Annotated in this window: 28 protein-coding genes; 15 read left to right on the top strand and 13 right to left on the bottom strand. The window is 69.8% G+C overall.

Going from position 1 to position 26,732, the window contains the following annotated elements; all coding sequences use genetic code 11:
- Positions 1–4 precede the first annotated feature (4 nt).
- Genes ABZX12_RS22145 through ABZX12_RS22135 form a run of 3 tightly spaced genes read right to left on the bottom strand, consistent with a single transcriptional unit; the run spans position 5 to position 2,665 of the window.
- Positions 5–493 (bottom strand): YbjN domain-containing protein, encoded by a 489-nt coding sequence (locus ABZX12_RS22145; protein WP_355695796.1) that lies wholly within the window; start codon positions 491–493, stop codon positions 5–7.
- Complete coding sequence (gene mshA / locus ABZX12_RS22140) at positions 490–1,782, bottom strand: D-inositol-3-phosphate glycosyltransferase (RefSeq protein ID WP_355695794.1); 1,293 nt, start codon at positions 1,780–1,782, stop codon at positions 490–492. The genes ABZX12_RS22145 and mshA overlap by 4 nt, the downstream gene beginning before the upstream one ends.
- 4 nt (positions 1,783–1,786) lie before the next feature.
- Positions 1,787–2,665: a helix-turn-helix transcriptional regulator gene (locus ABZX12_RS22135; protein WP_355695792.1), complete on the bottom strand. Its 879-nt coding sequence runs from the start codon at positions 2,663–2,665 to the stop codon at positions 1,787–1,789.
- A 103-nt stretch (positions 2,666–2,768) separates the two neighbouring features.
- On the opposite strand from ABZX12_RS22135, the gene ABZX12_RS22130 reads away from it, so the two are divergent.
- The 6 genes from ABZX12_RS22130 (at position 2,769) to ABZX12_RS22105 (ending at position 6,883) form a co-directional block, all read left to right on the top strand.
- On the top strand, positions 2,769–3,512 hold the full coding sequence (locus tag ABZX12_RS22130; RefSeq protein ID WP_355695790.1) for an SDR family oxidoreductase: 744 nt from the start codon (positions 2,769–2,771) through the stop codon (positions 3,510–3,512).
- 80 nt (positions 3,513–3,592) lie between these two features.
- A complete protein-coding gene (locus tag ABZX12_RS22125; RefSeq protein ID WP_355695789.1) occupies positions 3,593–4,594 on the top strand; it encodes a hypothetical protein in 1,002 nt (333 codons plus the stop codon).
- Between the two features lie 43 nt (positions 4,595–4,637).
- Positions 4,638–5,384 (top strand): SDR family NAD(P)-dependent oxidoreductase, encoded by a 747-nt coding sequence (locus ABZX12_RS22120; protein WP_355695787.1) that lies wholly within the window; start codon positions 4,638–4,640, stop codon positions 5,382–5,384.
- Between the two features lie 80 nt (positions 5,385–5,464).
- Entirely contained in the window at positions 5,465–5,848 is a 384-nt protein-coding gene (locus ABZX12_RS22115; RefSeq protein ID WP_355695785.1) for a helix-turn-helix transcriptional regulator, read from the top strand.
- A gap of 34 nt (positions 5,849–5,882) precedes the next feature.
- Positions 5,883–6,416 carry a hypothetical protein gene (locus tag ABZX12_RS22110; protein ID WP_355695784.1) on the top strand — a complete coding sequence of 178 codons (534 nt, stop codon included), beginning with the start codon at positions 5,883–5,885 and terminating at the stop codon, positions 6,414–6,416.
- Positions 6,417–6,538: 122 nt separating this feature from the next.
- Positions 6,539–6,883, top strand: coding sequence for a DUF2516 family protein (locus ABZX12_RS22105; protein ID WP_355695782.1), 345 nt, complete (start codon positions 6,539–6,541; stop codon positions 6,881–6,883).
- A 1-nt stretch (position 6,884) separates the two neighbouring features.
- Here ABZX12_RS22105 and ABZX12_RS22100 read toward each other — a convergent pair whose 3' ends face one another.
- Positions 6,885–7,676 (bottom strand): L,D-transpeptidase family protein, encoded by a 792-nt coding sequence (locus ABZX12_RS22100; protein ID WP_355695780.1) that lies wholly within the window; start codon positions 7,674–7,676, stop codon positions 6,885–6,887.
- A gap of 88 nt (positions 7,677–7,764) precedes the next feature.
- Between ABZX12_RS22100 and ABZX12_RS22095 the strand changes: the two genes are divergently transcribed.
- A complete protein-coding gene (locus ABZX12_RS22095; RefSeq protein WP_355695778.1) occupies positions 7,765–8,625 on the top strand; it encodes a haloalkane dehalogenase in 861 nt (286 codons plus the stop codon).
- A 3-nt stretch (positions 8,626–8,628) separates the two neighbouring features.
- Entirely contained in the window at positions 8,629–9,144 is a 516-nt protein-coding gene (locus tag ABZX12_RS22090; protein WP_355695776.1) for a macro domain-containing protein, read from the top strand.
- 25 nt (positions 9,145–9,169) lie between these two features.
- Here ABZX12_RS22090 and ABZX12_RS22085 read toward each other — a convergent pair whose 3' ends face one another.
- From ABZX12_RS22085 to typA, 3 genes are all read right to left on the bottom strand, one after another.
- A complete protein-coding gene (locus ABZX12_RS22085; protein WP_355695775.1) occupies positions 9,170–9,757 on the bottom strand; it encodes a L,D-transpeptidase in 588 nt (195 codons plus the stop codon).
- Between the two features lie 169 nt (positions 9,758–9,926).
- A complete protein-coding gene (locus ABZX12_RS22080) occupies positions 9,927–11,573 on the bottom strand; it encodes a glutamate--tRNA ligase family protein (RefSeq protein WP_355695773.1) in 1,647 nt (548 codons plus the stop codon).
- Positions 11,574–11,576: 3 nt separating this feature from the next.
- Positions 11,577–13,442 carry a translational GTPase TypA gene (gene typA / locus ABZX12_RS22075; RefSeq protein ID WP_355695771.1) on the bottom strand — a complete coding sequence of 622 codons (1,866 nt, stop codon included), beginning with the start codon at positions 13,440–13,442 and terminating at the stop codon, positions 11,577–11,579.
- 268 nt (positions 13,443–13,710) lie between these two features.
- Between typA and ABZX12_RS22070 the strand changes: the two genes are divergently transcribed.
- A complete protein-coding gene (locus tag ABZX12_RS22070; protein WP_355695769.1) occupies positions 13,711–14,346 on the top strand; it encodes a helix-turn-helix domain-containing protein in 636 nt (211 codons plus the stop codon).
- A gap of 10 nt (positions 14,347–14,356) precedes the next feature.
- Here the strand turns inward: ABZX12_RS22070 and ABZX12_RS22065 are convergent, their stop codons facing one another.
- Both ABZX12_RS22065 and ABZX12_RS22060 read right to left on the bottom strand, forming a co-directional pair.
- Positions 14,357–15,313: an asparaginase gene (locus ABZX12_RS22065; protein ID WP_355695768.1), complete on the bottom strand. Its 957-nt coding sequence runs from the start codon at positions 15,311–15,313 to the stop codon at positions 14,357–14,359.
- A 46-nt stretch (positions 15,314–15,359) separates the two neighbouring features.
- Positions 15,360–16,352 carry a glycine cleavage T C-terminal barrel domain-containing protein gene (locus tag ABZX12_RS22060; RefSeq protein ID WP_355695766.1) on the bottom strand — a complete coding sequence of 331 codons (993 nt, stop codon included), beginning with the start codon at positions 16,350–16,352 and terminating at the stop codon, positions 15,360–15,362.
- Between the two features lie 121 nt (positions 16,353–16,473).
- Here ABZX12_RS22060 and ABZX12_RS22055 point away from each other — a divergent pair, with 121 nt between their 5' ends.
- Positions 16,474–17,295 (top strand): LLM class flavin-dependent oxidoreductase, encoded by an 822-nt coding sequence (locus ABZX12_RS22055; RefSeq protein ID WP_355695764.1) that lies wholly within the window; start codon positions 16,474–16,476, stop codon positions 17,293–17,295.
- 161 nt (positions 17,296–17,456) lie between these two features.
- On the opposite strand, the gene ABZX12_RS22050 is transcribed toward ABZX12_RS22055, so the two are convergent.
- The gene (locus ABZX12_RS22050) at positions 17,457–18,830 is read right to left on the bottom strand and encodes a cation:dicarboxylase symporter family transporter (RefSeq protein ID WP_355695762.1); all 1,374 of its coding nucleotides are present in this window, start codon (positions 18,828–18,830) and stop codon (positions 17,457–17,459) included.
- Between the two features lie 134 nt (positions 18,831–18,964).
- On the opposite strand from ABZX12_RS22050, the gene ABZX12_RS22045 reads away from it, so the two are divergent.
- From ABZX12_RS22045 to ABZX12_RS22030, 4 genes are all read left to right on the top strand, one after another.
- The gene (locus ABZX12_RS22045) at positions 18,965–20,221 is read left to right on the top strand and encodes an ATP-binding protein (protein WP_355695760.1); all 1,257 of its coding nucleotides are present in this window, start codon (positions 18,965–18,967) and stop codon (positions 20,219–20,221) included.
- A complete protein-coding gene (locus ABZX12_RS22040; RefSeq protein ID WP_355695759.1) occupies positions 20,214–20,891 on the top strand; it encodes a response regulator in 678 nt (225 codons plus the stop codon). Before ABZX12_RS22045 ends, ABZX12_RS22040 begins: the two co-directional genes overlap by 8 nt.
- Positions 20,892–21,104: 213 nt before the next feature.
- Complete coding sequence (locus ABZX12_RS22035; RefSeq protein ID WP_355695757.1) at positions 21,105–21,611, top strand: sigma-70 family RNA polymerase sigma factor; 507 nt, start codon at positions 21,105–21,107, stop codon at positions 21,609–21,611.
- Entirely contained in the window at positions 21,608–22,696 is a 1,089-nt protein-coding gene (locus ABZX12_RS22030; protein WP_355695755.1) for a CU044_5270 family protein, read from the top strand. The genes ABZX12_RS22035 and ABZX12_RS22030 overlap by 4 nt, the downstream gene beginning before the upstream one ends.
- An 84-nt stretch (positions 22,697–22,780) precedes the next feature.
- Here the strand turns inward: ABZX12_RS22030 and ABZX12_RS22025 are convergent, their stop codons facing one another.
- The gene (locus ABZX12_RS22025) at positions 22,781–23,275 is read right to left on the bottom strand and encodes an FABP family protein (RefSeq protein ID WP_355695753.1); all 495 of its coding nucleotides are present in this window, start codon (positions 23,273–23,275) and stop codon (positions 22,781–22,783) included.
- Between the two features lie 203 nt (positions 23,276–23,478).
- On the opposite strand from ABZX12_RS22025, the gene ABZX12_RS22020 reads away from it, so the two are divergent.
- The gene (locus ABZX12_RS22020) at positions 23,479–23,841 is read left to right on the top strand and encodes a DsrE family protein (protein ID WP_355695751.1); all 363 of its coding nucleotides are present in this window, start codon (positions 23,479–23,481) and stop codon (positions 23,839–23,841) included.
- A gap of 463 nt (positions 23,842–24,304) precedes the next feature.
- On the opposite strand, the gene ABZX12_RS22015 is transcribed toward ABZX12_RS22020, so the two are convergent.
- Positions 24,305–26,062 (bottom strand): hypothetical protein, encoded by a 1,758-nt coding sequence (locus ABZX12_RS22015; protein ID WP_355695749.1) that lies wholly within the window; start codon positions 26,060–26,062, stop codon positions 24,305–24,307.
- Positions 26,062–26,619, bottom strand: coding sequence for a hypothetical protein (locus ABZX12_RS22010; protein ID WP_355695747.1), 558 nt, complete (start codon positions 26,617–26,619; stop codon positions 26,062–26,064). The genes ABZX12_RS22015 and ABZX12_RS22010 overlap by 1 nt, the downstream gene beginning before the upstream one ends.
- Positions 26,620–26,732 lie beyond the last annotated feature (113 nt).

Raw genomic sequence — 26,732 nt, 5'->3', positions numbered from 1 at the left:
CATGTTATCGAGGCTCCAGCCAGCCCTTGAACGCGTCCAGGTTTCGGGTCGACTCGCCGCGCGCCACCCGCCACTCGTACTCGCGCCGGATCGACGACGCGAAGCCCATCTCGAGGATCGTGTTGAACGACGAGTCGGCGTACTCGAGCACCGCGCCGAGCAGCCGGTCCACCTCGGCCGGGGTGATCGCGTGCAGCGGGACCCGGCCGTCGAGGTGGATGTCGCCCAGGTGGTCGACGGCGAACGCGACGCCGTACATCTTCAGGTTCCGCTCCAGCAGCCAGCGGTACACGGCCGCGTGGTTCTCGTCCGGGTGCCGCGCGACGAACGCGTGCACCTGGACCGCCTGCGGGCCGACGGTCAGCGAGACCGTGGTCTTCAGCTTCCGCTCCCCCGGCAGGTCCACGACGAACGCGCCGGGTTCACTCTCGGTGAAGTCGAGCTCGTTCTCGGTCAGCACCTGGCGGATCACGTCCGCCGCAGAAACTCTCACCCAGCTACCTCCGCCGCGATCTCCGCCGCCATCGTCTGCGTGGCGGTCCGGTACGCCGCCAGCGTCTTGCGGGCGGTCAGCTCCCAGCCGAATCCCCGGGCATGCTCGACCGCCGCGTGGCTCATGCTCTCGCGGGTCGCCGGATCCGTCGCGATCCGCGACAGCGCGTCGGCGAAGTCGTCCACCCCGTGCCCGCGGACGAGTAACCCGGTCCGTCCGTGCAGCACCGCCGTACTCAGGCCGCCGACCGCCGCCGCGACCACCGGCGTCCCGCAGGCCTGCGCCTCCAGCGCGACCAGCCCGAACGACTCCGAGTACGACGGGACGCACACGACCGACGCCGCGCGGTACCACGAGGCCAGCCGCGTCCGCTCCATCGGCTTCACGAAGCGCGTGACGTCGGAGATCCCCAGCGCCCTGGCCAGCTCGGCGTGCGACTCAGGGTGCTCCATCCCGTTGCCCGATGGCCCGCCGATGATCGCGACCACCAGCCGGGACCGCAGCGACGGGTCCCGCTCGAGCATCCGCGCCGCGGCCCGGAGCAGCAGGTCGGGCGCCTTCAACGGCTGGATCCGGCCGACGAACGCGAGGACGACGGCATCGGCCGGCAAGCCCACTTCCTGCCGCGCGGCCAGCTGCGACCCCGGACTGAACAGCTCCAGGTCCACCCCTGGATTGACCACGCCGACCTTCGCCGGCGCGGCGCCGTACAGGTCGATCAGCTCGCGGGCCTCGTCGTCGGTGTTGGCGAGCAGCCGGTCCGCGGCCTCGACGACCTGCTCCTCACCGAGCAGCCGCGCGGGCGGTTCGGGTACGTCGTCGTCGGCGAGGCTGGCGTTCTTCACCTTGGCCATCGTGTGCATCGTGTGGACCAGTGGGACCGCCCAACGATCGCGGGCCAGCAGGCCGACCTGTCCGGACAGCCAGTAGTGCGAGTGGATGACGTCGTACCAGCCGGGCTCGTGGATCGCCTCGGCGCGCAGGACGGCCCGGGCGAACGTGCACAGCTGCGCCGGGAGCTCGTTCTTCGTCAGGCCCTCGTACGGGCCGGCGGCAACGTTGCGGACCACCACGCCGGGCAGCAGCTCGACGCGGGCCGGCAGCGCGGACGCGGTCGCCCGGGTGAACACGTCGATCTCGATGCCCAGTCCGGCCAGTTGCTTGGACAGCTCGACGACGTACACGTTCATGCCGCCGGCGTCGCCGGTTCCGGGCTGGTCGAGCGGTGACGTGTGGAGGCTGATCATCGCGACCCGCCGGAGGGGACGGTCGGCGGAGAAGTCGGTCACCTGGTCAGGGTAACTCCGGGGTCTCGGCGGGGAATCGGGACTTCTCCCTATCGGCGGCGGTCCAGCTCGCGAGCAGCCGGAGGTTCTGCTCGGAGGTGGAGCCCGGCTCGACGGTGTACGTGACCAGCAGCTGGTCGGGTTCGCCCGGCGGCTGGAGCGTCTCGTACTGGACGGTGATGTCGCCGACCAGCGCGTGGTGCTGCGTCTTCGTGCCGAACGTCTTGTCCTTCACGTCGTGCCGGGCCCAGTGTTCCCGGAACTCCGGACTGCGGATCGAGAGCTCGCCGATCAGCTCGGTCAGCTCGGGATCGTCCGGGGACCGGCCGGCGTACATCCGCAGGTAGCCGACAGTCTCCTCCGCGACCGCGTCCCAGTCCGGGTAGAAGTCGCGCGACGCCGGATCGAGGAAGACCAGCCGCGGGATGTTGCGGTCCTTGCGGTCCAGGCTGCCGAAGTCGGCGATCAGCGCCGCGGCCAGCCGGTTCCAGCCCAGGACGTCCATCCGGCGGCCGAGTACGAACGCGGGCACGTCCGGCATCGAGTCGAGCAGCCGCTGCATTCCCGGGCGCAGGCGCTGCTGCGGGCGGCGCCGCGGAGGGCGGCGGACCGGTTTCGCGAGCAATGCGAGGTGTCTGCGCTCGTCATCGGTCAGCTTCAGGACGTCGGCGACCGCGTCCAGGATCTCCTGCGAGACGTTGTCGGTGCGGCCCTGTTCGAGGCGGACGTAGTAGTCGGCGCTGACTCCGGCGGCCTGGGCGAGTTCCTCACGGCGCAGACCGGGTACGCGGCGCCGCCCGCCGTACACCTTGATGCCGAGGTCCTCCGGTTGCACGCGCGCCCGGCGCGACTTCAGGAACTCGGTCAGCTCCGCACGGCGATCCATGGCTTCCAGTATCCAGATCACCCGGGCCCCCAACCTGGTCCTGCCAGAACCAGGCTCAGCAGACACCTGGGTAAGCCGCGGCGGCCGCTCCAGGATCGGTGCCATGACCAACTTGAGCATTCGCAACGCTGTAGTCACCGGTGCCGCCAGCGGAATCGGCGCCGCGATCGCCACCCAACTGGCCGACGCCGGCGCGTCGGTCGCGCTCGTGGCGCGGCGGCAGGACCGCCTCGACGATCTGGCCGGCAAGCTCGGACCGCGGACGTTCGGCGTCGGGCTGGACGTCACGTCGCAGGAGTCCGTGGACGCCGGTTCGGCGCGGATCCACGACCGGCTGGAGACCGTCGACCTCGTGGTGAACGCGGCCGGCGTGATGCTCGCCGCGCCGGTCGCCGACGGACGGCTCGACGACTGGACCCGGATGATCGACACCAACCTGACCGGCGTGCTGCGCCTGGTGCGGGCGTTCACGCCGGACCTGATCGCGGCGGCCGGCGCGGGCCGGACCGCGGACCTGGTGAACATCTCGTCGATCGGGGCGCACGTGGTCTTCCCGGGGTACGCCGTGTACGGCGCGACGAAGGCGGCGCTGACCCATTTGTCCGCGTCGCTGCGCGCGGATCTCGCGCCGTACGACGTCCGCGTGACGAACATCGAGCCCGGGCTGACGGACACCGAGCTGGCGACGCACCTCGACGCCCCGGGCCAGCGCCTGATCGCGTCGATGAACGAGCAGATCGGGCCGCTGCACGCCGACGACATCGCCGACGTGGTGACGTTCGCGGTGAGCCGGCGCCGGGAGCTGAACCTGCGCCAGATCATCGCGCTGCCGACCCGCCAGGCGTGACCTTTGGTGGGGCTACGTCCACCCCCACTGGCGGACTCGCACCACTGCTTCCCGGGCGCCGCGCCGAAAGCATTGAGGACATGCGTACAGTCCTCCGAGAAGTCAGGTCCTGGCATCGTCCGTTGGTGCTGATGGTGCTCGTCATGTCCGGTCTCGTCGCGGTGTCCGGGATCGGTCTGCTGGTCGACGGCCGCGAGATCCTCAACGAGTCCGTGTGGCTGAAGCCGTTCAAGTTCGGCCTGTCGTTCGTGCTGTACGGCGGCACGCTCGCGTGGCTGCTTTCCAAGCTGCGCAAGGCGAAACGCTTCGGCTGGTGGACCGGGACGGTGTTCGCGGTCACCGGGATCGTCGACGTCGGGTTCATCGCCGTCCAGGCCGCGCGCGGTACCTTCAGCCACTTCAACGCGAACACCGACACCTTCAACCAGGTCGGGCAGCAGGTGTTCATGTCCGGCGTGATGGGACTGTTCGGGGCGAGCCTGGTGGTCGCGATCATGCTGCTGTTCCAGCGGATCGGCGACGCGCCGCTGAACCGGGCGATCCGGGTCGGCATCGGCCTCGCGGTCGCGGGGATGGCGATCGCGTTCTACCTGGTCGGGTCGCACAGCCAGCGCGAGCAGGTCACGGACGCGTACGGCCACGAGGTCACGTTGGCCGGCAGCCACGGCATCGGCGTCGAGGCTGGCGGCCCGGGGATGCCGCTGACGCACTGGAGCACGGTCGGCGGCGACCTGCGGATCCCGCACTTCGTCGGACTGCACGCGATCCACTTCCTGCTGCTCGCGGTCCTGGCGCTGAGCCTGCTCGCCGCCCGCGTCGAGTGGCTGCGGCCGGAGCGGGTCCGCAACCGGCTCATCGGTGTCGCGGCCTTCGCCTACACCGGCGTGATGCTCACCGTGACCGTCCAGGCCTTCCGGGGGCAGGCGCTCATCCACCCGGACGGGCAGACGCTGGCCATGCTGGGCGGATTCCTGGCCGCCAGTTCCGTGGCACTCGCCGGTGTCATCGTGTCCGCCCGCCGGCGTCCCGCCGTACCCGCGCACGCGGCGTCGCGGCAACCTGCCGGAGCCGGCCGGTCCTGAGACACCCGGCTTCCGCGGCCAGAGGGTTTGAGAGACTCGGGCCATGACTTCCGAGCGTCCTCTGGCCGTGGTGACCGGTGCTAGCAGTGGGATCGGGGCCGCGTCGGCGCGCTACCTCGCCCGCGAGGGTTTCGAGGTGATCTGCGCCGCGCGGCGGCTGGACCGGATCGAGGCGCTGGCCAAGGAGATCGACGGCCGTGCGGTGCGGTGCGACGTGACGTCGGCCGACGACGTCGCCGCACTGACCGCGGCCGTCGGTGACGAGCTGCAGGTGCTGGTGAACAACGCCGGCGGCGCGTTCGGGCTGGAGCCGGTGGCCGAGGCCGACCTGGACGCCTGGCGGCGGATGTACGAGGTGAACGTGATCGCGGTCGCGGCCATCACCAAGTCGTTGCTTCCGGCACTGATCGCCGGGCGCGGCACGATCATCGTGATGGGCTCGACGGCCGGCCAGGTCGCCTACGAGGGCGGCGGCGGGTACGTCGCCGCCAAACACGGCGCGAAGGCCGTCGTCGACACGCTCCGCCTCGAGCTGTACGACCAGCCGGTCCGGGTCAGCGAGATCGCGCCCGGCATGGTCCGCAGCGAGGGCTTCGCCCTGACCCGCTTCGGCGGCGACCAGTCGAAGGCCGACGCGGTGTACGCCGGCGTCCGCGAGCCGCTCACGTCCGAGGACGTCGCCGACATCGTCGCCTGGATCGCCACCCGCCCCGCGCACGTGAACATCGACCGCATCACCGTCCGCCCCCGCGCCCAGGCCGCCCAGCACAAGGTCTTCCGGGAGCAGTAAGAAGCAGTAAACGGTTCACGTGAGCCGCCTCACGGGCAGGGCGCTTGCAATTGCAAGCACCCTGCTAGCACACTGGGGACATGGCCAAGTTGAGTGATCGGGCAGCTGGGGCGGTGGGCTCCCTCGGGGAGTACCTCGCCGAGCAGCGGCGGCAGGCGCAGTTGTCGCTGCGGCAGTTGTCCGACCTGGCCGGAGTGTCGAACCCGTACCTCAGCCAGATCGAGCGCGGCCTGCGGAAACCGTCGGCCGACGTGCTGCAGCAGCTCGCGAAGGCGCTGCGGATCTCCGCGGAGACCCTGTACGTGCGGGCCGGCATCCTCGATCCGGACGAGAGCCAGGAGGGCAAGCAGTCCTCCGGTGTGGTCGACGCCGTCCTGCTCGACCCGGCGTTGAACGAACGGCAGAAGCGTGTGCTGCTGGACGTCTACACGTCGTTCGTCCGCGAGAACACCCCTGCCGAATGACCCCGTACCTGCTGATATCCCGAGGAGAAGCCTGATGGCTACCCGTACGCCTGTTACCCCGTTCTACGCGATCGCCGGTGCCGGCGACCTCGCGGTCGAGAAGGTCCGCGCCGTCGGCGAGGACGTGACCGCCCGGTTCGCCAAGCTGGACCAGAAGACCCTGCAGGCCGAGCTCACCAAGGAGCTGACCAAGGCGCAGGGCGAGCTGACCAAGCGGTTCGAGGCGATCGTCGCCGACGCCCGCACCGCCCCGGCCAAGCTGCGCGAGCTGCCGAAGACCGCGCAGGCCGGCTTCACCGTCGTCCTCGGTCAGGCCGAGGAGACCTACGAGGACCTGGCCGGCCGCGGCAAGGACCTGGTCGAGCGGATCCGCCACCAGAAGGCGACCGAGGACCTGGTCACCTCCGCCAAGACCACCGCGAGCAAGGCCAAGGCCACCCGGACCACCACCCGGAAGACCGCCCAGTCCGCGACCCGGACCGTGAAGGCGACCGCGACCAGCGCCCGCAAGACCGCGAAGGCCGCCACCAAGGCCGCCCGGTCCGCGGCCGAGAAGGTCGGCGACTGAAAGTCTCGCCTCACCACGGACAGTGACGATTCGCCCACTGCGCGGTGAATCCTGGGACCGGGCGGTCCACAGCTGCGGCTGAGCAGCGGTGGGCCGCCCGGTCTGTCGGTTAGGCTCGTAGCATGATCACCTTCCAGAGCCTGATCCCCGGGTTCGACGATCCGCTGTCGGTCATCTGGTGGGTGCTGCTTGCGATCAAGCTGGTCGCGCTCGCCGACGCCGTCTTCCGGCCCCGGGCGGTCTTCATCGCCGCCGACAAACTCACCAAGCCCGGCTGGGTGCTGATCCTGTCCGTGTTCACCCTCAGCCAGGTCTTCCAGGGCTGGCTGAGCTTCTTCGGCCTGATCGGCATCGTCGCCTCGGCTGTCTACCTCGTCGACGCCCGCCCTGCCCTCCGCGCCGCCACCGGCCGAGGACGCGGCGGCTGGGGCGCACTTCGCCGCCGCCGGGGCCCCCGTCCGCTCTGACCTACGAGCGGTAGACGATGACCTTGTCGCCGACGTGGACCTCGTCGAAGAGGACCTTGATCTTGGCGAGGTCGCGGACGTTGACGCAGCCGTGCGACGCGCCGTTGTAGCCGCGGGCGGCGAAGTCTGACGAGTAGTGCACGGCCTGGCCGCCACTGAAGAACATCGCATACGGCATCGCGGAGTCGTACAGCTTCGAGACGTGGTTGCGGCTCTTCCAGCCGACCGTGAAGCTGCCTTCGCGGGTCGCGGTCTTCACGGCGCCGAACCGGACGTCCAGCTGCATCTTGACCACGCCGTCCACGACGTACCGCAGCTTGCGGCTGGTCTTGTCGATACACAGCGCCACCCCGGTCGCGCAGCGCGCGTCGAGCTTCTTGCCGTTCACCACCGGCACCGGCGGGTACAGCTCGGTCTGCGTCGGCTCGTGGGTGAGCTTGACGAGCTGGTCCCACGTGTTCTGGTCGATGTACCCGAGCGCCGGGATCCCGTGCGCCTTCTGGAACTTCTTCACCGCGGAGCGGGTCATGGTGCCGAATTCGTTGTCCAGGTAGCGCTTCTCGAGCACCTTGAGCTGCACCAGCCGCGCCTCGACCTTGCGCACGTTCACGCCGGAGGAGCCGTTCTTCCACAGCGCCTTCGGGTAGATCGGCAGCTCGCCGCTGACCTCGAACGGCACCGTCTTCAGGTCCTGCGGAGCCGCGGTCGCGCTGGTTCCGGAACTCATAAGTGCAGCAATCGTGCCCGCGACGACCAGCCCGCTCAGCACCTTGCGAATGATCTGCCCGCGCATCGGACACCCTCTCGGTAGCCCATTCCTACACTTGTAGGACGTCCTCACAGCCATTTCGGTTGGCCCAGCGTACCTGGAGGATGACCGCATGGAGACCGTTGTCGACACTGTGAACCTCGGCACGCCGATCGCCTACCGCTCGGCCGGCAGCGGGCGTCCGGCGGTGTTCCTGCACGGCAATCCGACGTCGTCGTACCTGTGGCGGGACGTCCTCGGGCCGGTCTCCGCGATCGCCCGCTGTATCGCGCCGGACCTGGTGGGGATGGGCGGATCGGGCCCGTCGGACGCGGACCCGAGCCTGCGATACCGGTTCGTCGACCATCGGCGCTACGTCGACGCGTTCTTCGAGGCACTCGGGCTGACGGACGACGTGATCCTGGTCGGCCACGACTGGGGCGGCGTGCTCGCGGTCGATTGGGCCCGGCGTCACCCGGACGCCGTTCGCGGCATCGCCTACCTCGAGACGCTCGTCGCACCGGTCACCTGGGACAGCCCGAACGCTCCCGCTCCGGAGCTGTTCCGCAGACTCCGGAGCCCGGAGGGTGAGCAGCTCGTGCTGACGGACAACGTCTTCGTCGAGGCAGTGTTGCCGAGCGGCACGCTGCGCGAGCTGACCGCCGACGAGCTCGCGCAGTACCGAGCGCCGTACGTCGAGCCCGGGGAGAGCCGGCGTCCGATGCTGACCTGGTCCCGGGAGATTCCGATCGACGGCGTCCCGGGCGACGTCCACGACGTCGTCGCGGCGAACGCCGAGTGGATGGCCACGTCGCGGGTACCGAAGCTGTTCGTGAACGCCGATCCGGGGGCCCTGCTGAACGGACCGCTGCGCGAGCAGTGCCGCCGTTGGCCGAACCAACGGGAGGTGACGGTCGCCGGACTGCACTTCCTGCCCGAGGACTCGGCGACGGAGATCTCCGCCGCGCTCCTCGACTGGATCCCCACCGTCTGAAGGATGGAGCCGCCTGTGGAGATCGTGCTGAGCACCGCCGACATCACCACGGTGCCCGCGGACGCGATCGTGAACGCCGCTCACCACGCCCTGCGCGGCGGCGGTGGCGTCGACGGCGCGATCCACCGGGCCGGCGGCCGCGAGATCCTCGACGAGCTCATCGAGCGGTACCCGAACGGCACGCCGACCGGTACGGCGGTCTGGACCACGGCCGGCGCGCTGCCGGCGTCGTACGTGATCCACGTCGTCGGGCCGAACTACACCGCCGGCCAACGGGATCCCGCGCTGCTCGAGTCCTGCTACCGCAACGCGTTGCGGATCGCGGACGAGCTCGGGGTGCAGACGATGGCACTGCCGGCGGTCTCGGCCGGGATCTACGGCTGGCCGGCGCAGTCCGCGGCCGACATCGCCGTACAGACGCTGCGCCGTACGCCGACCGGGGTGGTCAAGGCAACCTTCTGTCTGGTGGAGCCGCGGCTCTACAAAGCCTTCAGAAACGCAACAGCGGCCGGGGAGTGAGACTCCCCGGCCGCCGGCGCTCAGATCACTTGCTGTAGACGACCACCCGGTCGCCGACCTTCACCCGGGCGAAGATCCAGGCGATCTTCTTCTTGTCACGGACGTTCGCACAGCCGTGCGAGGCGCCGTTGTAGCCGCGGGCCTTGAAGTCCGACGAGTAGTGCACCGCCTGGCCGCCGCTGAAGAACATCGCGTACGGCATCTTGGTGTGGTACAGCGACGAGACGTGGTTCTTCGACTTGCGGTAGACGCGGAACACGCCGTTCCGCGTCGGGGTCCGGCTGGAGCCGAACCGCACGTCCAGCACCTGCACCGGCTTGCCGTTCACCATGTAGACCAGCTTGCGGGTCTTCTTGTTGATGCACAGCACCCGCCCCTTGGTGATGCAGCGGCGGTCGATGCGGTACTTCGCGATGAGCTTGCTGTTCGAGGTCGCCTTCGTCGCCGCGGCGGCCTTCGGCGGCAGACCGACCGGAGCCGGAGCCGTCGTCGATTTCTGCGCCGACGTCGCGACCTGAGGCGCGGCCTCAGCCGTGGTGGACGCCGACAGTGCACCGACGCCCACGAACGCGGCAGCCGTCAGGGTAGCGCCGAGCTTACGCAGAATGCCCATGTTTCCCTTGTCCTTCCCCCAAAGAGTGCTTCCACAAGACAGACGTCGCTACTTCACGTCTGGTTGGTAACGAATCAAAACTTTCTTCCCCGCCACGGACCGAGAAATGGTGTATCACACCTACGGAGCGCTGCGCGCGCTCCGTAGGTGACCGTTTCCAGTTCGTGTTCTACGACGCCAGCGCGCGCAACCGGCGCAGGACCTCAGGGGCGCCGAGCGCCTGCGCGGTCGCGTGCAGGTCGGGGCTGCGGGTGGCGCCGGTGATCGCGACCCGGACGAGCTGCGAGGCCTCCCGGATCGAGCCGACGTACGCGTCCGGATCCTTCTTGTATTCCTTGGCGTTCGGCGCGAACCGGTGCTTGCCGGCGAGGGTACGGATCTGGTCGAACCACTCCTGCGGATCGTCCAGGTGCTCGTAGTTCTCCACCAGGTCCGTGGCGAACGCGGTGACCACGTCCGCGGCCACCCCGAGCGGAGCCAGCCGCTCGTCGGACGGCCCGTCGACCGGGACGAACAGCTCGGGGAAGAAGAAGCCGTACGCCGGGCGGAAGTCCGACCACTTGCGCAGGTCCTTGCGCGGGTTGTCGACTCCGTCCCGCTCGACCGCCAGCGCCCGCAGCGCCAACTCCTTCTCGGTGTCGAGCACGGGAACGAGGCCGGCGTCGTACTCCACGGCCCAGGCACGGACGGCGTCGAGGATCTGCGGCCCGCTCAGCGTCGCGATGTGGTCGGCGCTGATGTCCTCCAGCTTCACCAGGTCGACGAGCGGACCGGCGACACCGCACTGGCTCAGGTCGATCGGCGTCGACAGCGCCTCGGCCAGCGGCAGCTCCGCGAGCCGGCCGTTCGCCAGGCCGCGCAGGTAGTACAGCACCGCGTCGGCCGGGTAGCCCGCGCCGATGTAGAAGTCCACACCGGCCTCGGGGTCCTTGCGCTTCGACAGCTTCCGCTTGCCGCCCGGGATCTGCTTCATCAGCGGCGCGATGTGCGCATACGTGATCGGGTCGAACTCGAGCGCCGCGAACAGCTGCTGGTGCAGCGGCACCGAGGAGATCCACTCGTCGCCGCGGATCACCAGGTTCACCCGCATCAGGTGGTCGTCGACGGCATGCGCGAAGTGGTAGGTCGGCAGCCGCGGAGACTGGTCCGAGGCCTTCAGGATCACCGCGTCGTTGCGGTTCGCCTCGTGCTCGAGCCGGCCGCGGATCGCGTCCACGAAGCTGGTCCGCGTCTCGCCTTCAGGTGCCCGGAAGCGCACGACGTACGGCGCACCCTCGGCGAGCTTGGCCGCGACGTCGGACGGGTCGGCGTCGCGCCAGATCGCCCACTTGCCGTAGTACCCGGTCGGGACCTTCGAGGCCTGCTGGCGGGCGGTGATGTCGGCCAGCTCGTCCTTGGTGGCGAAGCACAGGTACGCCTTGCCCTGGCGGAGCAGGTGCCGCACGTAGGTCAGGTAGATCTGCTCGCGCTGCGACTGCAGGTACGGCCCGTACGAACCGTGGTCGTGGTCCTCGTCGGAGCTGATGCCGAAGTACTCGAAGGCGCGCGCGAACTGCTCGAGCGCACCCTCGACCTCGCGGGACTGGTCGGTGTCCTCGACGCGGACCAGATACACCCCGCCGGTGTTCGACGAGATGTCCCGGTCGATCATCCCGACGTACACACCGCCGATGTGGATGAACCCGGTCGGCGACGGGCCGAGCCGGGTGACCTTCGCGCCCTCCGGCAACTGCCGGAGGGGATAACGGTCCTCCCAGTGCTGCGGCTCCGGAAGGTCGGTCGGGAACAGCCCGTCGATCACAGCACGATCCAGCATCTCTCAGCTCTTCGTCTTGCGACCGAGCTTCGCGCGCTCGATCTGGGTGAGGGCGACCTTGCGCATCCGGATCGCGTCCGGCGTGACCTCGACGCACTCGTCCTCGCGGCAGAACTCCAGCGACTGCTCGAGCGACAGCTTGCGCGCCGGGACGAGCTTCTCGAACTCGTCGGCGGTGGAGGACCGGACGTTGGTCATCTTCTTTTCCTTGGTGATGTTCACGTCCATGTCGTCGGAGCGCGAGTTCTCGCCGACGATCATTCCCTCGTACACCTCGGTGGTCGGCTCGACGAACAGCGTGCCGCGCTCCTGCAGGTTGATCATCGCGTACGACGTCGCGGCGCCGGCCCGGTCCGCGACCAGCGAACCGCTCGGCCGGGTCCGCAGCTCGCCGAACCACGGCTCGTACCCCTCGAACACGTGGTGTGCGATACCGGTACCGCGGGTGTCGGTGAGGAACTCGGTCCGGAAGCCGATCAGGCCGCGGGCCGGCACCAGGAACTCCATCCGGACCCAGCCGGTGCCGTGGTTGGTCATCTGCTCCATCCGGCCCTTGCGGACCGCGAGCAGCTGCGTGACCGTGCCCAGGTACTCCTCGGGGCAGTCGATCGTCAGCCGCTCGACCGGCTCGTGCCGCTTGCCGTCGATCTCACGGGTGACCACCTGCGGCTTGCCGACGGTCAGCTCGTACCCCTCGCGGCGCATCTGCTCGACCAGGATGGCCAGCGCCAGCTCACCACGGCCCTGCACCTCCCAGGCGTCCGGCCGCTCGGTCGGGAGCACCCGGATCGACACGTTGCCGACCAGCTCCTTGTCGAGGCGGTCCTTGACCAGGCGGGCGGTGACCTTGGTGCCCTTCTGGCGGCCGGCCAGCGGGGACGTGTTGGTGCCGATCGTCATCGAGATGGCCGGCTCGTCGACGGTGATCAGCGGCAGCGGCTTCGGGTTCTCCGCGTCGGCGAGGGTGTCGCCGATCATGATCTCCGGGATACCCGCGATCGCGACGATGTCACCCGGCCCGGCGGAGTCGCCGGGCACCCGCTCGAGGGCCTCGGTGACGAGCAGCTCGGTGATCTTCACCCGCTCGATCGTGCCGTCGTGCTTGCACCAGGCGACCTGCGCGCCCTTCTTCAGCGTGCCCTCGTGCACCCGCACCAGCGCGAGCCGGCCGAGGAACGGCGAAGCGTCCAGGTTGGTCACGTGGGCCTGCAGCGGCGCGTCCTCGACGTACTCCGGGGCGGGCACGTTGGCGAGGATCGTCTCGAACAGCGGCTCGAGGTCCTCGGAGTCCGGCAGGCCGCCGTCCTCCGGCTGGGTCATCGACGCCCGGCCGGCGCGCGCCGACGCGTACACGACCGGGAAGTCGAGGGCGCTCTGGTCGGCGTCGTGGTCGAGCAGGTCGAGGAACAGCTCGTAGGTCTCGTCGACGACCTCGGAGATCCGGGCGTCGGTGCGGTCCACCTTGTTCACCACCAGGATCACCGGCATCTTGCGGGCCAGTGCCTTGCGGAGCACGAAGCGGGTCTGCGGCAGCGGGCCCTCGGACGCGTCCACGAGCAGCACGATGGCGTCCACCATCGACAGGCCGCGCTCGACCTCGCCGCCGAAGTCGGCGTGGCCGGGGGTGTCGATGATGTTGATCGTCACCTGCTCGCCGTTGGCCATCTTGTGCCGGACGGCGGTGTTCTTGGCGAGGATCGTGATGCCCTTCTCACGCTCCAGGTCGCCGGAGTCCATCGCCCGCTCGTCCACGTGCTGGTGGGCTCCGAAGGCGCCGGACTGCCACAGCATCGCGTCGACGAGGGTGGTCTTCCCGTGGTCGACGTGGGCCACGATCGCGACGTTGCGCAGGTCGTTACGGACAGGCATGAAGGAGCGCTCCAAGTCATCGATGGGTGTTAGGCGGTGGCTACGGCTGGTTTCACGTGCCACTCGACACAGGGCGCAGCGCTCACATCTTACCTGTCACCGTTCGTGTCCAGAAAACGGGAAGGCCATTGACTCTTGTTGACTGGACGTCCAGTCTATTAATGGCGCCTGGGGAGGGGCCGCAACAACGGGGGGGTCAGCCCGAGGCGCCGGGCACGAGGGTGAGGGGGTTGCCCGGCGCTTCAGGCTCCGACCGTGAGAGGAATCAGTGCCGCGATCGGCCGTCGTGAACCAGGAGATGCGGGAGCGGTCCCGCGAGCGGATCCTGACCGCCGCGCTCGAGACGTTCGCCGCGAAGGGCTACGAGGCCGCCTCGATCTCCGACGTCACCGCCGCCGCGGGCGTCTCCCGCGGCCTGGTGTCGTACTACTTCGCCACCAAGGAACAGCTGGCCGCCGAGCTCCTGGACCGCTGGCTGGACGGCATCGCCGGCCTGTTGTCCATCCAGGGAACTCCTGATGAACGTCTGGCCGGCATCATCGACGGCGCGCTGATGGCGGCCGCGACCACGCTGCCGATCCAGCGGCTGGCGATCACGCTGATGATGCAGCCCAGCACCCACGACGTCTTCGCCCGCGTCGAGCAGGCCAAGTCCGAACGGCTGTCGCTGGTCGAGGACGCCATCCGCGACGTCTTCGCGGCCCGCGGCGCCGCCGAACCGGCGATCGAGGAGATGTTGCTCAGAGCAACTTTGGAGGGCGTCACCGTCAAGCTCGCGATCTACCGCGAGACCTTCCCGCTCGAGGACATCCGCCGCCGCCTGTACGCCGGGTACGACCTGCCCACTCCGGCCGTACCGCTGCCGATCACGTCACCCCCGGTCGACCGCCTGCGCGCCAAGTGACCCCGGCGGGTCAGGCGAAGGTCGGGGCGTGCGGCCGGACTGCTCCGACCACGGCGTCGCCGCCGGTGAGGTCGAAGTGCAGGTGGTTCTCGATCGTCTCGTTGGTGATGCCGAGCCGCTGGAGGGTCGCCGCCATCACGACCTTGCGGGCGCGCGGCGTACCGTCCTCGAGCTTCAGCGCGATCCCGGTGCCGTCCGCGAGGCCGACGGCGTACACACCCTCCGCACCTGCCTTGCAGAACAGGCCGTTGACGGCCCGCATCAGCTCGGCCTCGTCACGCGTACTCCCGCTGGCGTACTCCGGGTACGCCCGGAACGCGTCGGCGATCCGGCCTTCGAGGGTGCCCGCGGCCGCGCCGGCGAACCGCCCGAAGGACCGCGCCAGACCGGCCAGCGTCAGCGCGAAGATCGGCGCACCGCAGCCGTCGACCGCGACGTACGAGACCTGCTCGCCCGCGGTGTCCTCGATCGCGGTCCGGATCTCCTTCTGCAGCGGGTGATCCGGCGAGCGGTAGTCGTCGAGCGACCAGCCGTTGAGCTTGCTGGTCAGCAGCATCGCCGCGTGCTTGCCGGAGCAGTTCATCACGATCCGCTCCTTGCCGTGACCGCCACGCACCCAGGCGTCCCGGGCGTCGTCGTCCAGCGGGTACGCGGCCGGCGTCCGCAGTGCCGACTCCTCGAGCCCGGCCTCCGCGAGGATCTTCCGGACACCGTCCAGGTGGAACTGCTCACCGGAGTGCGACGCGCCCGCGAGCGCGAGCAGCTCGTCGGTCAGCGGCAGACCGCGGCGGAGCATGCCGAGGGCCTGCATCGGCTTGTTGGACGAGCGCGGGAACATCGGCTGGTCCACGACGCCGACGGCCCAGTCGACGGTGCCGTCGGGGTTGGTCACCACGACGGAGCCGCGGTGGTGGCCTTCGACGAAGTCGCTGCGGACGACGTCGGCCAGGAGCACAGGTTCGGTCACGGCTGAACTGTACAGGTGCAAAACGCTGTGTTGCGAATGATTCCCCTCACAAACGCGAGCGGACGTGCAGGCCGACCTCGGGGTCGACCAGGAGCTCCTGGGTGGCGGTCACCGTGGGCTGGTCCTCGGCGACGATCTCCAGCACGGCCTCGGGGTCCACGTTGCGCTTGACCAGCGCGAGGGCGATCGGGCCGAGCTCGTGGTGACGGGCGGCGGAGCCGATGAAACCGACCTGCTTGTCGCCGGCCTTGACGGCATACCCATGCGCCGGGAGGTGGTCGACCGAACCGTCCAGGTGCAGCAGCACGAGGCGGCGCGGCGGACGGCCGAGGTTGTGCACCCGGGCGACCGTCTCCTGGCCGCGGTAGCAGCCCTTGTTGAGGTGTACTCCGACACCGAGCCAACCGAGCTCGTTCGGGATCGCGCGCTCGTCGGTGTCCAGCCCGAAGCGCGGCCGGCCCGCCTCGATCCGCAACGCCTCGTAGGCCCACACCCCGGCCGCCGGGCCCTCAAGACCGGCCAGCTCGGCCCGCGGCAGGAACACCTCGTGACCACCGAGCGAGTCCTCGCCGCTGCGGGTCAGGTGGTCACCTCGAGCAGGGCCCGACGTCCAGATGATCGCGTAGTCGTCCGTCACGTCGGTGATCTCGACGCGCGACATGAACACCATCTCCTGCAGCCACTCCACCAGCGCGGCGGCCGCGCCCGGCTCCGTGTGCAACCAGAACGTCTCGCCGTCGTCCACGCCGTACATGACGTGCTCCACGTGTCCCGTCGGCGACAGCAGCAGTGCCGTCGTCGACGTCCCCGGCTTGAGACCTTCGAAGTACTGCGTGGTCAGCGCGTGCAGCCAGGTGAGCCGGTCCGGGCCGGTGATCGTGACCACGTCGCGGTGCGACAGGTCGACGAACGCCTCGCCGGCGACCAGGGCCCGCTGCTCGCGCAGGTCCGAGCCGTAGTGCGCCGCGACACCGGCGTCGAGTCCGTCGGCCTCGACCGCGCCGGGCCGGTCCAGCAGGGGGCTGCGCTTGCGTGACATGTCACCAGAGTACGTCGAGCGGCGTACGGCGAACGCCTCCCGTCGTGGGATGTGGACAGACCCCCTGCCCGGAGACGCTGTGAGTACGACAGGGAGTACGACAGGCGAAGGGAGCAGGGTGATGAACGACAAGCAGTTCCGGTTCGGTGTGGTCGGCAGTCCGACGACCGGTTCGGAGTGGATCAAGACGGTTCGGCAGGCGGCGGATCTCGGGTACTCGACCGTGCTGATGCCCGACGGGCTGCAGTTGCCGTCGCCGTTCCCGTCGCTGGCGACGGCCGCCGCGGTCGCGGACATCCGGGTCGGCACGTTCGTCGCCGCCGCTCCGTTGCGTACGCCGCGGGCCGCCGCGTGGGAGGCGCACACGTTGACTGTGCTCACCGACGGCCGGTTCGAGTTCGGCATCGGCACCGGGCGGCCGGTCGCCGAGCAGCAGACGGCCGAGCTCGGCCTGCCGTGGGGCTCGGCCAAGGAGCGCCGCGATCAGGTGCGCCAGACGCTCGACCACCTGCAGCAGCTCGACGGCGACCGCCGTACGCCGATCATGCTCGCAGCCGGTGGACCGCGAGCGCTCGCGCTGGCTGCTTCGCGCGCTGACATCGTCTCGCTGGCGAAGGACGCGATGACGCCGCGCGCGGAGGTCGCTCAGCTGGTCCGGGACCTGCGGGAGCTGGCCGGTTCGCGGGCGGACGACATCGAGCTGGCGATGAACCTGTTCGCCGCCGGGACCCGCGAGCTGCCGCCGTGGACCAAGCGCGCGGCCGGCGTCGAGCCCGAGGTGCTGGAGGCGAGCGACTCGCTGATGATGCTGCGCGGTACGCCGCAGGAGATGTCCGACGAACTGCAGCGCCGCCGGGACGAGTTCGGCACGTCGTACATCAGCGTCAACGCGACCTACCTCGAGGACCTGGCCCCGGTCGTCGAGCTGCTGAACGGCAAGTAGGCCTGCAGCTCGACAGTACGTATAGGCCCACTGCGCGGCACGCCAGGCGGGGGCGCAGGCCGGCAGGGCGGTAGTGGACGCATACGTACTGTCGAGCTGCTGACAGCGCTGCCCGCCGGTCTGTGGCCCGGCGGGCAGCGCTTGGAGGGGTGGGAAGGTGGCTAGTGACTGGCCGGCGCGTCGCCGACGGGGGCGGTGAGCGGGACGTCCCCGGCGTGGGTGTCGCCGGCGGCGAAGGCGACCTCGTCGAACGGGTCCTCGCCGGCGAACACCTGGCGGGCCTGTTCCTTGTCGAACTCGCCGACCCAGTGGCCGACCAGCACGGTCGCGACCGCGTTGCCGGCGAAGTTCGTCAGCGCCCGGGCCTCGGACATGAACCGGTCGATACCGACGATCAGGCCGACGCCGTCGACCAGTTCCGGCCGGTGCGACTGCAGACCGCCGGCCAGCGTCGCCAGGCCCGCGCCGGTGACCCCGGCGGCGCCCTTCGACGCGACGATCATGAACAGCAGCAGCGAAACCTGCTGACCGAGCGAGAACGGGGTGTCCATCGCCTCCGCGATGAACAGCGACGCCATCGTCAGGTAGATCGCCGTACCGTCGAGGTTGAACGAGTAACCGGTCGGGACGGTGATGCCGACCACGGACTTGTCGACGCCGAGGTGTTCCATCTTCCCGATCAGCCGGGGCAGGGCGGTCTCCGACGACGACGTGGACACGATCAGCAAGAACTCGCGGCCGAGATACCGCAGCAACTGGAAGATCGAGATCCCGGTGACCACCCGCAGGATGGTGCCGAGGACGACGACCACGAACAGCAGACAGGTGATGTAGAAGGCCAGCATGATCTTGCCCAGGCTGACCAGTGCGTCGGTCCCGGTGGCGCCGACGACGGCCGCGATCGCACCGAACGCGCCGATCGGCGCGGTCCACATGATCATCGACAGGACCTTGAACACCAGCCGCTGAAGATGCGCGATGCCGTCCAGGATCGGCTGGCCCTTCGCGCCCATCGTCTGGAGGGCGAAGCCCACGAGCAGCGCGACCAGCACCGTCTGCAGAACCTCACCCGAGGTCAGCGAGGAGACGATCGTCTTCGGGATGATGCCCAGCAGGAAGTCGGTGGTGGTCGCGTGCGCACCGGCGGCCTGCTTCTGGCCACTCTCGCGGAGCTTCTCGGTCAAGTTCAGCCCAGACCCAGGGTGGATCAGGTTGCCGACCACCAGGCCGATGGCGAGCGCGACCGTCGACATCACCAGGAAGTAGACGAGTGCGAGACCGCCGACCTTGCCGACGCTGGCCGCTTTGCGGACCGAGCCGATGCCGAGCACCAGCGTGCAGAAGATGATCGGACTGATCATCATCTTGATCAGGTTGACGAATCCGGTGCCTAGCGGTTTCAGTTCGACCGCGAAGTCCGGGAACAGCAGGCCGACACCGATGCCGAGCGCGACGGCGACGATGACGGCGATGTAGAGGAAATGGGTCCGGTCGTTGCGCACCGGAGTCGGGCGGGGTTCGGTCGGGCTCGACATGGTCGGGACTCCCTGTATCGGCCTGGCGGAGGGGTGTTCGAGTAACTGTGACGTGACGCACAGGAGAACCGTGCATTTCGTTCATATAGTTCGCCGCATCTCTCGCCGGGCGAAGTCGGTGCAGACTGTTCGCTGTGAAACGACGGCCGTGGGAGTTGCGCCGCCAGGTCCTCTGGCTGCAGACCGTCACGGTCACCGTACTGATCGCGATGGTCTGGATCGTGATGGTCAGCCGCTCCCGCGCCCAGGCGTTGCGGGACCACGCCGCGAGCGGGATCCCCGTCCCGGGCTGGTGGGAGCTGGTCCGACTCGACCTCCGTTCGATGCTCGGTATCGCCAGTTTGATGCTCGGGGTGGCGATCGCCGGCAACGCGCTCGTCACCTGGCGGGTCCGGCGGGCCACCCGCGGCGTGGGTACGCAGTCGCTGGCGCGGATGCTCGACTTCTACGAGGGCGTGCTGCACGCCGCGCGCGAAGGGCTGATCCTGCTGGATCTCCACGGCCGGGTCCAGCTCGCGAACGACGAGGCGCTGACGCTGCTCGGGCTGCGCGCCGTCGATCCCGGTACGCCATTGGAGGAGCTTCACCTCGGCGCTCCGCTGGCCGAGCTGCTCGCGACCGGGCGGACGGCGTACGACGAACTGCACCTGGGCGCGCGGGGCGTCGTGGTCGTGAACCAGCAGCCGTCCGGGCGCGGGCGGATCGTGACGCTGCGGGACCACACCCAGCTGCAGCGGCTGCTCGGGGAGCTGGACGCCGTACGCAGCCTGGCGGAGTCATTGCAGGCACAGAACCACGAGGCGTCGAACCGGCTGCACACGGTCGTCAGCCTGATCGAGATCGGCAAGCCGGAGCGGGCCCGGGAGTTCGCGGTGTCGGAGCTGCAGTTCGCCCAGGCGATGACGGACCGCGTCGTCGGCACGGTCGGTGACCCGGTCCTCGCGTCGCTGCTGCTCGCGAAGCTGGCGCAGGCCCAGGAGCGCGGCGTCGTGCTGACCCTCGATCTCGGGCAGGAGGCGCTGAACACCCGGCTGCCGGCGCAGGACGTCGTGACCGTCGTCGGAAACCTGCTGGACAACGCGATCGAGGCCGCGCGCGGCGGTCCGGCCCCGCGGAAGGTCGAGTTCCGGGCGGCGACCACCGCGGACGCCGTCGACCTGATCGTGACGAACACCGGCGCCGAGCTGGGATCGGTGGAGCTGGCGCACATGTTCGAACGCGGCTGGACGACGAAGGCCGAGCCGGGCCACGGGTTGGGGCTCGTCCTGGTGCGCAGCACGGTCGAGCGGTGGCAAGGTTCACTCATGGTGGATCCGGATTCCGAGCTGGACGACGTACCGGCGCTGACCGTGCGGGTGCGGTTGCCGCGGGCGGTGAGCGCCAGTGCCTGACCTGCGGGTCCTCGTCGTCGAGGACGACCCGGTCGCCGCGGAGGCGCATCGCACGTACGTCGAACGGCTGACCGGGTTCACCTGCGTCGGAATCGCCGGTACGGCGGGGCGTGCGCTGCAGGTGCTCGCGCGCGGCGACGTCGACGTCGTCCTGCTCGACATGCACCTCCCGGACGGGCACGGACTGGACGTCGTCCGCCGGATGCGGGCCCTCGGCAACCAAACGGACGTGGTCGCGGTGACGTCGGCGCGCGAGGTCGCGGCGGTGCAGGCGGCGGCGCGGATCGGCGTCGTGCAGTACGTGCTGAAACCCTTCGCGTTCGAGACGTTGCGGGACCGGTTGACGGCGTACGCGAGGCAACGGCGGGCCGCCGCGCTCGGCGAGGTCGTCGCGGATCAGGACGAGGTCGACCGGTTGTTGCACCCGGCAACCGTCTCGTCGGTGCCGAAGGGCCTGGCCGGCGGCGTACTCGACCGTGTCGTCCAGCTGCTCGCGAACCGTGAAGGGTGGACCGCCGAGGAAGTCGCGACGTCACTCGGCACGTCCCGCATCACCGCGCGGCGCTACCTCGAGCACCTGGCCGACCAGGGGCAGGCGCTGCGGACCCAGCGCTACGACGGGCGCAGCGGACGGCCGAAGGTCGAGTACTGCTGGGTGGCTGAGAGCTAGGGCATCGTCCGACAATGCCTGCGCCAGATCTTCCGAGAAGCGCGGCGGGGGGATCGGGCAACAGCAGATATGAACCAACCGCGGACAGCGTCGCTCGGTCGCGAACACATACCTGAGATCCATGGCCCACCACCCCCGATATCAGCTCCGATACCAGCGTCGGCGACCACCGGCTCCGGGGTCACGACCTGGACCCCGGACGACTTCGCACTGTTGTTCGACACGCATGCCCCCGCGATCCATCGGTACATCGCTCGTCGACTCGGTACCAGCGAGGCGGACGACCTCGTCGGTCAGACCTTCCTGATCGCCTTCGAGAGCCGGGACCGCTTCGACGGGTCGTCGTCCGGAGCGCTGCCGTGGCTGTACGGCATCGCGACCAATCTGATCCGCCGACGACGACGCGACGAGATCCGTCAGTACCGGGCGTACTCGCGCTCCGCCCCGGGCGCAGCGCCAGCCGGCATGGACACGCTCTCGGCCGAGGTCGTCGACCGAGTCGACGCGGAGACGACCTCCCGCGCCCTGGCCGGCGTACTGGCCGGTCTCCGGCAGACCGACCGGGACGTCCTCCTGCTCTACGCGTGGGAAGACCTCAGCTATCCCGAGATCGCCGCTGCCCTGAAGATCCCCGCCGGGACGGTTGCGTCCCGCCTGCACCGTGCCCGTCGAGTCCTGCGCGCCGCGCTCGGCTCCGACTTCCAGGAGAACCGTTCATGACCGAGATCGATGCGCTCAAGCGCCTGAACGACGACGTACCGCCGGCCACCCCGCTGGCTCTCGCGCGCGCCCGTCAGCGGGCACTGACCCCGCGGCCCGCCGAGCGCCGCTCCACCGGACGCCGCCGGATGGTGCTCGCCGGCGCCCTCGCCGGAACGCTGGCTGTCGGCTTCCTCGTCAACGATGTCGTCACCAAGACCGACGGGACGGTGGCGCCCGGCGCGGTGGCCGACGCCGGCACGTTCCTGGCGACCGCCGCCGACCGGTCGACCGGTGCCCCGGACGCCCCGATCCCGGCCGGCCAGTACCGGCAGGTCACCCAGCGGACGCAGGAAGGATGGAACTTCGGTCCGCGCAACGCGTACCACGGCACTCGCCTCTCGGTCACCGACTGGTGGGTTCCGTCCACCCGGACGCCGCCGTTCACCGCGATCTCGGTGCTCGGCGCGAAGCAGGAGTTCTCCAGCGCGGCTGCCGAGCAGCTCTGGCACAAGATCGATCCGCTGAACGTCAAGCCGCAGAAGATCAAGACCGCGAACGCCTGCGCCGTCATGACCGGCGGCGGCATTCTCATGCAGCCGAACGGTACGACGAACAGCTGCAAGGGCAGCTGGCTGAGCCCGTCGACCGAGTTCGTCGCCGGGCTGCCCCGGGACCCGGCCGCCCTGCTCGCGGCACTGCGGAAGAACGACCACACCTGGCCGGGACTGGGCGATGCTCCGGCACAGGGCGACTACCGGGCGTTCGAGCGCGCCGGGAGCATCCTGGTGTCCGGGTTCGCGACCTCGGAGCAGCGGGCCACGCTGTACAAGGCACTGCGCGGCATCCACGGCATCCAGCTCCTCCCGGACACGGTCAATCTGGACGGGAGGGCCGGCCGGGCGATCAGCCTGGTGGAGCTGTGGGGTATCCGCAAGGAGCTGATCATCGACTCGAAGACAGGCCAGTTCATCGGTCTGCGTGAGGTCGCTACGGTGACGGCACCGCTCAATGGCGACGGCGACCCGATGCCGTACAAGAGCGGCGACATCGTCAACTGGACCTCGGTCGCGACACGCATCACCCCGAGCCACCCGAAGGTCTGAGGACGGGCCGAGAGTAGGAGCTCAGGCCGGCGCCTGGGCTCCTGCTGGACCGAGTCCGGCACGGTTCGATGGCCCTGGCCGGGTCTACGAGCGGACGAGGGTTGCCCAGAGGTGGGGCTGGAGCGACTGGCCTTCCGCGGCCATGTCGTACGCCCACAGGAGCTCGCCGTTCACCAAGCCGTACAACCGGTGGCCGGCGGTGACTTCCTTCGCGGAGGTGGTGCGGGCAACCACGTCCGTCTGCAGCTCGATCTTCGCGCCGTCGACGTCGCCGTACCAGATCTCCGCGATACCGGTCGGGTGCGCCAGGATGACCTCGACCTTGTTGTCCGGCTGCGGCCGCCAGAACCCGGTCTCGACGGCGAGCGGACGCTCCTTGGTGCCGTCCTCGCCGACCACGAACGTCTGGCTCACATAGTGCAGGTACGGCTTGCCGTTGTGGGTGAAGTCGATCTGCTGCCCGAACTCGAACTTCTCGATCGTCGGGTAGTCACCGTGCCCGCGGCCCTCCCAGCGGCCGAGCAGCCACGCCAGCGGCATCAGGTCCGGGTGCAGGTTCTGCGGGATCTCGAACGGCATGCGATCACTCAGTTCGCACTGCGGCCGCGGTACAGCCGGTAGACGACGAACGCCGAGAACCAGCCCATGAACACACAGACCAGGACCAGCAAGGTGGTGAAGACGACATGCAGCACGTCGGTCAGTCTAGAGGATGAGTACGGCGGTCCTCGCCCGGCTCCACCGTGACATCCCGCACCCCCGCTCTCGGCTACCGTGGCGTGATGCCCCGCACGCTGGTGATCAAACTGACCGCAGGCGCCGAGGAAGCGGAACGCGCCAACCAGGCTTTCACCGTCGCCGCCACCGCCGTCGCGTCCGGCGCCACGGTCTCCCTGTGGCTGACCGGCGAGGCCGTCTGGTTCGCCGTCCCCGGCCGCGCCGAAACCTTCGAACTCCCCCACGCGGCGCCCCTCACCGACCTCCTGGCCGCGGTCCTGGAAGGCGGCCAACTCACGGTCTGCACCCAGTGCGCCAAACGCCGCTCCCTCACCGAGGCCCACCTACACCCCGGCACCCGAATCGCCGGCGCCCCCGCCTTCACCGAAGAAATCCTCACCGACAACACCCAAGCAATCGTCTACTGACCTCACACGCCTCGGTGAGGGCGGGGTAGGCGCGCAGCCCGCCACAGGCAGCTCAGGTCGGCGTACGCATGTGGCGCTCGGCGGCCGGGCGGAGGTGGGGGCACGTGAGACAGCCGTCCAGCACCCGACGTGCCCACCGGTAACCGGCGAGCCGGCCGATGACGGCGTACACCCAGCACACAGCACACACCAGAGGCACCAGCCGGACCGAGGGGCCAAGGGTGGTGGGTAGATCAGCCAGGTACGGCGTACGCACTCGGCGCAGCGGTCGTCATAGGCGCCCGGCGTACGGCGGCACCAGGCGCGGGTGGCGCGCAGGTGCCGGCGTGTGCGGGTGGCTGCGTCGGTGCCGGTCGTGGGCGGGCAGTAGGCGCGGGGCGATGGCCGAGGTGGGGACTGGCGTTCGTGGGCGCTCAGCCGGTGGGCCCGGCGCGCCTGTGTGGGTGCGCCGGGCGGGGTGGGTTTAGCGGCTGCGGCCGCCGTCGTCGCCTCGGCCTCGGTCGGAGCGGGTGCGGTCTTGGTCGCGTTGGGCGGCGGGGGTGCCGGGGCGTTCGGTGGTGGCTACGTTGCCGCCTTCGACCTTGACGGCGCTGAGGGGCTTCTGGTCCTGCCTGATGTGGTCGAGCTGGGCTCGCTCGTCGGGCGGGAGTTGCTGGCCTGGGCCGCTCTTCGGCTGGTTCGCCTGGCGGGCTTCGGCGATCGCCGGGTCCTCTGGCGGGCGCCACTGTGAGCCCTGCACCTCGCTCGTCTGACGGCCCTCAGCCTGACCACCCGGGCTCTGGCCGGCCTGCCCGTCCTGGCCGAGGCCGGCGGTCTCGTCGACCGCGGACTGGGAGGCGTTCGCGAGCTGCTGGGTGTCGGGGCCCTTCGCCTGTGGGACCTGGTCGGCTCCCTGCTCACGGCCCTGCATCTGCTGCGTCTGTATGTCAGCCTGCGGCGCCTCGACCTCCGCAGCCTCCACCTGCTGGCCGTTCAGCTGCTGGCCGTTGAGCTGCTGACCATCCTGACCGAGGTCGGTCCCGTTCTGGTCGAGGTCGGTGCTGTCTTGCTCGAGGTCGGTGCCGTCCTGGTTCAGGTCGGTGCCTTTACGGCCGGTTTCCTCGGCTACGTACGGGTCGACACCGTCCTGCTCCGCGCTGACGTCCGTGTCCTGGCCGGCGTCCGCCGCGTCGAGGGTGGCGTCTTGCTGCGGGTCGTCCTGTGCGAGGTCGGTTTCCTGCGTGCGGTCGGTCGGGTCGAGGGCGCCTTCCTCGGCTACGTATGGGCTGACGCCGTCCTGCTCCGCGCTGATATCCGTGTCCTGGCCGGCGTCCGCCGCGTCGAGGGTGGCGTCTTGCTGCGGGTCGTCCTGTGCGAGGTCGGTTTCCTGCGTGCGATCGGTCGGATCGAGGGCGCCTTCCTCGGCTACGTACGGGTTGACGCCGTCCTGCTCGGCGGCCGTGTCGGTCTGGCGGACGTTGTCCGCCTCGGTCGACGGGTCGTCCAGTGCGTTGTCGGCTTCCGCGTCGCGGTCCTGCTGCAGGTCCTCGGCGCGGTCCTCGGCGCGGTCCTCGGCGCGGTCTTCGGCGCGGTCTTCGTCCAGGTGGTCGCCGATCTCGTCAGCTGCGATCGTGGCGCCGGCTGCCGCGCCGGCTGCGGTGGCGGGGGCGATGCCGTCCTCGCGGTCGCGCTGCTGGCCCTCCTGTTCCTCGCGCCTGCGGCGCTCCTCGTCGGCCTGCTCCCGCTCGTCCTCGCGGCGCTCGACGGCGTCGTCGACGCCGTCGCCGTCGCGGTCGTTGGCAGCGTCGTTGTCCCGGTCGACCTCGTCGCGGCGCTCGGTCGCGTCGTCGCGATGGTCCCGGTCGAAGTCGGTGCGGTTCTCGACCCGGTCGTCGATCCCGTCCCGGTCGCGGTCGTTGTTGAGATCCGCGTCCCGCTGCTGGCGCTCCCGCTCGAGATCGCCCTCCAGCTCGCGGTTCTGCCGCTCGAGATCGTCGACCTGCCGCTCGGCCTGCTTGGCGACGCGCTCGAGCTCGGCGGTCCGGTCCCGGGCGTCGTCGCCCTCGCGGTCGGGGCCCCAGCGGTCCTGGTTGAGCCCGCGCTCGATGGCCGAGCGACGCCGCTGCGAACGGTTCAGCAACCGCCAGATCTGCTGCCCGCGGGTCCGAGCGGTCCGGACGAACTTCCGGAGCTCGGTGACCATGATCCGGAGCAGGTCATCGGCGTCGACTTCCTCAGCCATCAGGCCACCTCGTTGGCATAGACGGAGTACCCGAAGCCGGCGGCGGTGTCGTCCGGGCCCGGCTGGGATGCGTACAGGTGGAACTCGGCGCCCGGCCGGAGCCAGACCGCCAGGTGCCGGCGGCGGCCGCGCCACTCCGGCGGGATGCGCAGGTCATCGCCCGGCCCGACATACACCGGTGGCCCCCAGTAGCGGCGGGCAAGCTCGAGCTGGGTCGGCCAGTGCGCGTCGAGACCTTCCTCGGCGAGCTCCAGCTCCGACGCACCGATCTCGTACGCCGACCAGCCGCTCCGCGGGCTCTCCGGCAGGACCGCGTCGGGCAGCACGAGCATCACCGTCTCGCGCTGGGTGACCAGACCCCAGGTGTACCGATCCGGGTCGATGTTGCCCGGCGCCCACGGACGCCAGCCGGTGGCGGTGGTGACGCGGTTGACCAGGGCACGGATCGCGTCCATCCCCGTGGCCGGCGGTCCCCAGATCGGTCGCCAGTCGACGACCTCGGCCAGATCCGCCATCGCCCGCTCGTCATCGTCGGACGACCGCTCCTGCGTCTTCACGCCGCCACTCTCCTTCCGTCAAGTTTGCCCAGAGTATGCCCCGATCGGTGCCACCGGCCGACGTACGGACGCAGACCTGTGGATAACTGGTTCCGACGCTGCCGTTCGCGAGC

This window comes from Kribbella sp. NPDC003505, assembly GCF_040610875.1.
GTDB lineage: Bacteria > Actinomycetota > Actinomycetes > Propionibacteriales > Kribbellaceae > Kribbella.
Note: the sequence above shows the minus strand (reverse complement) of the source record. Positions and strands in the feature narration are given on the sequence as shown.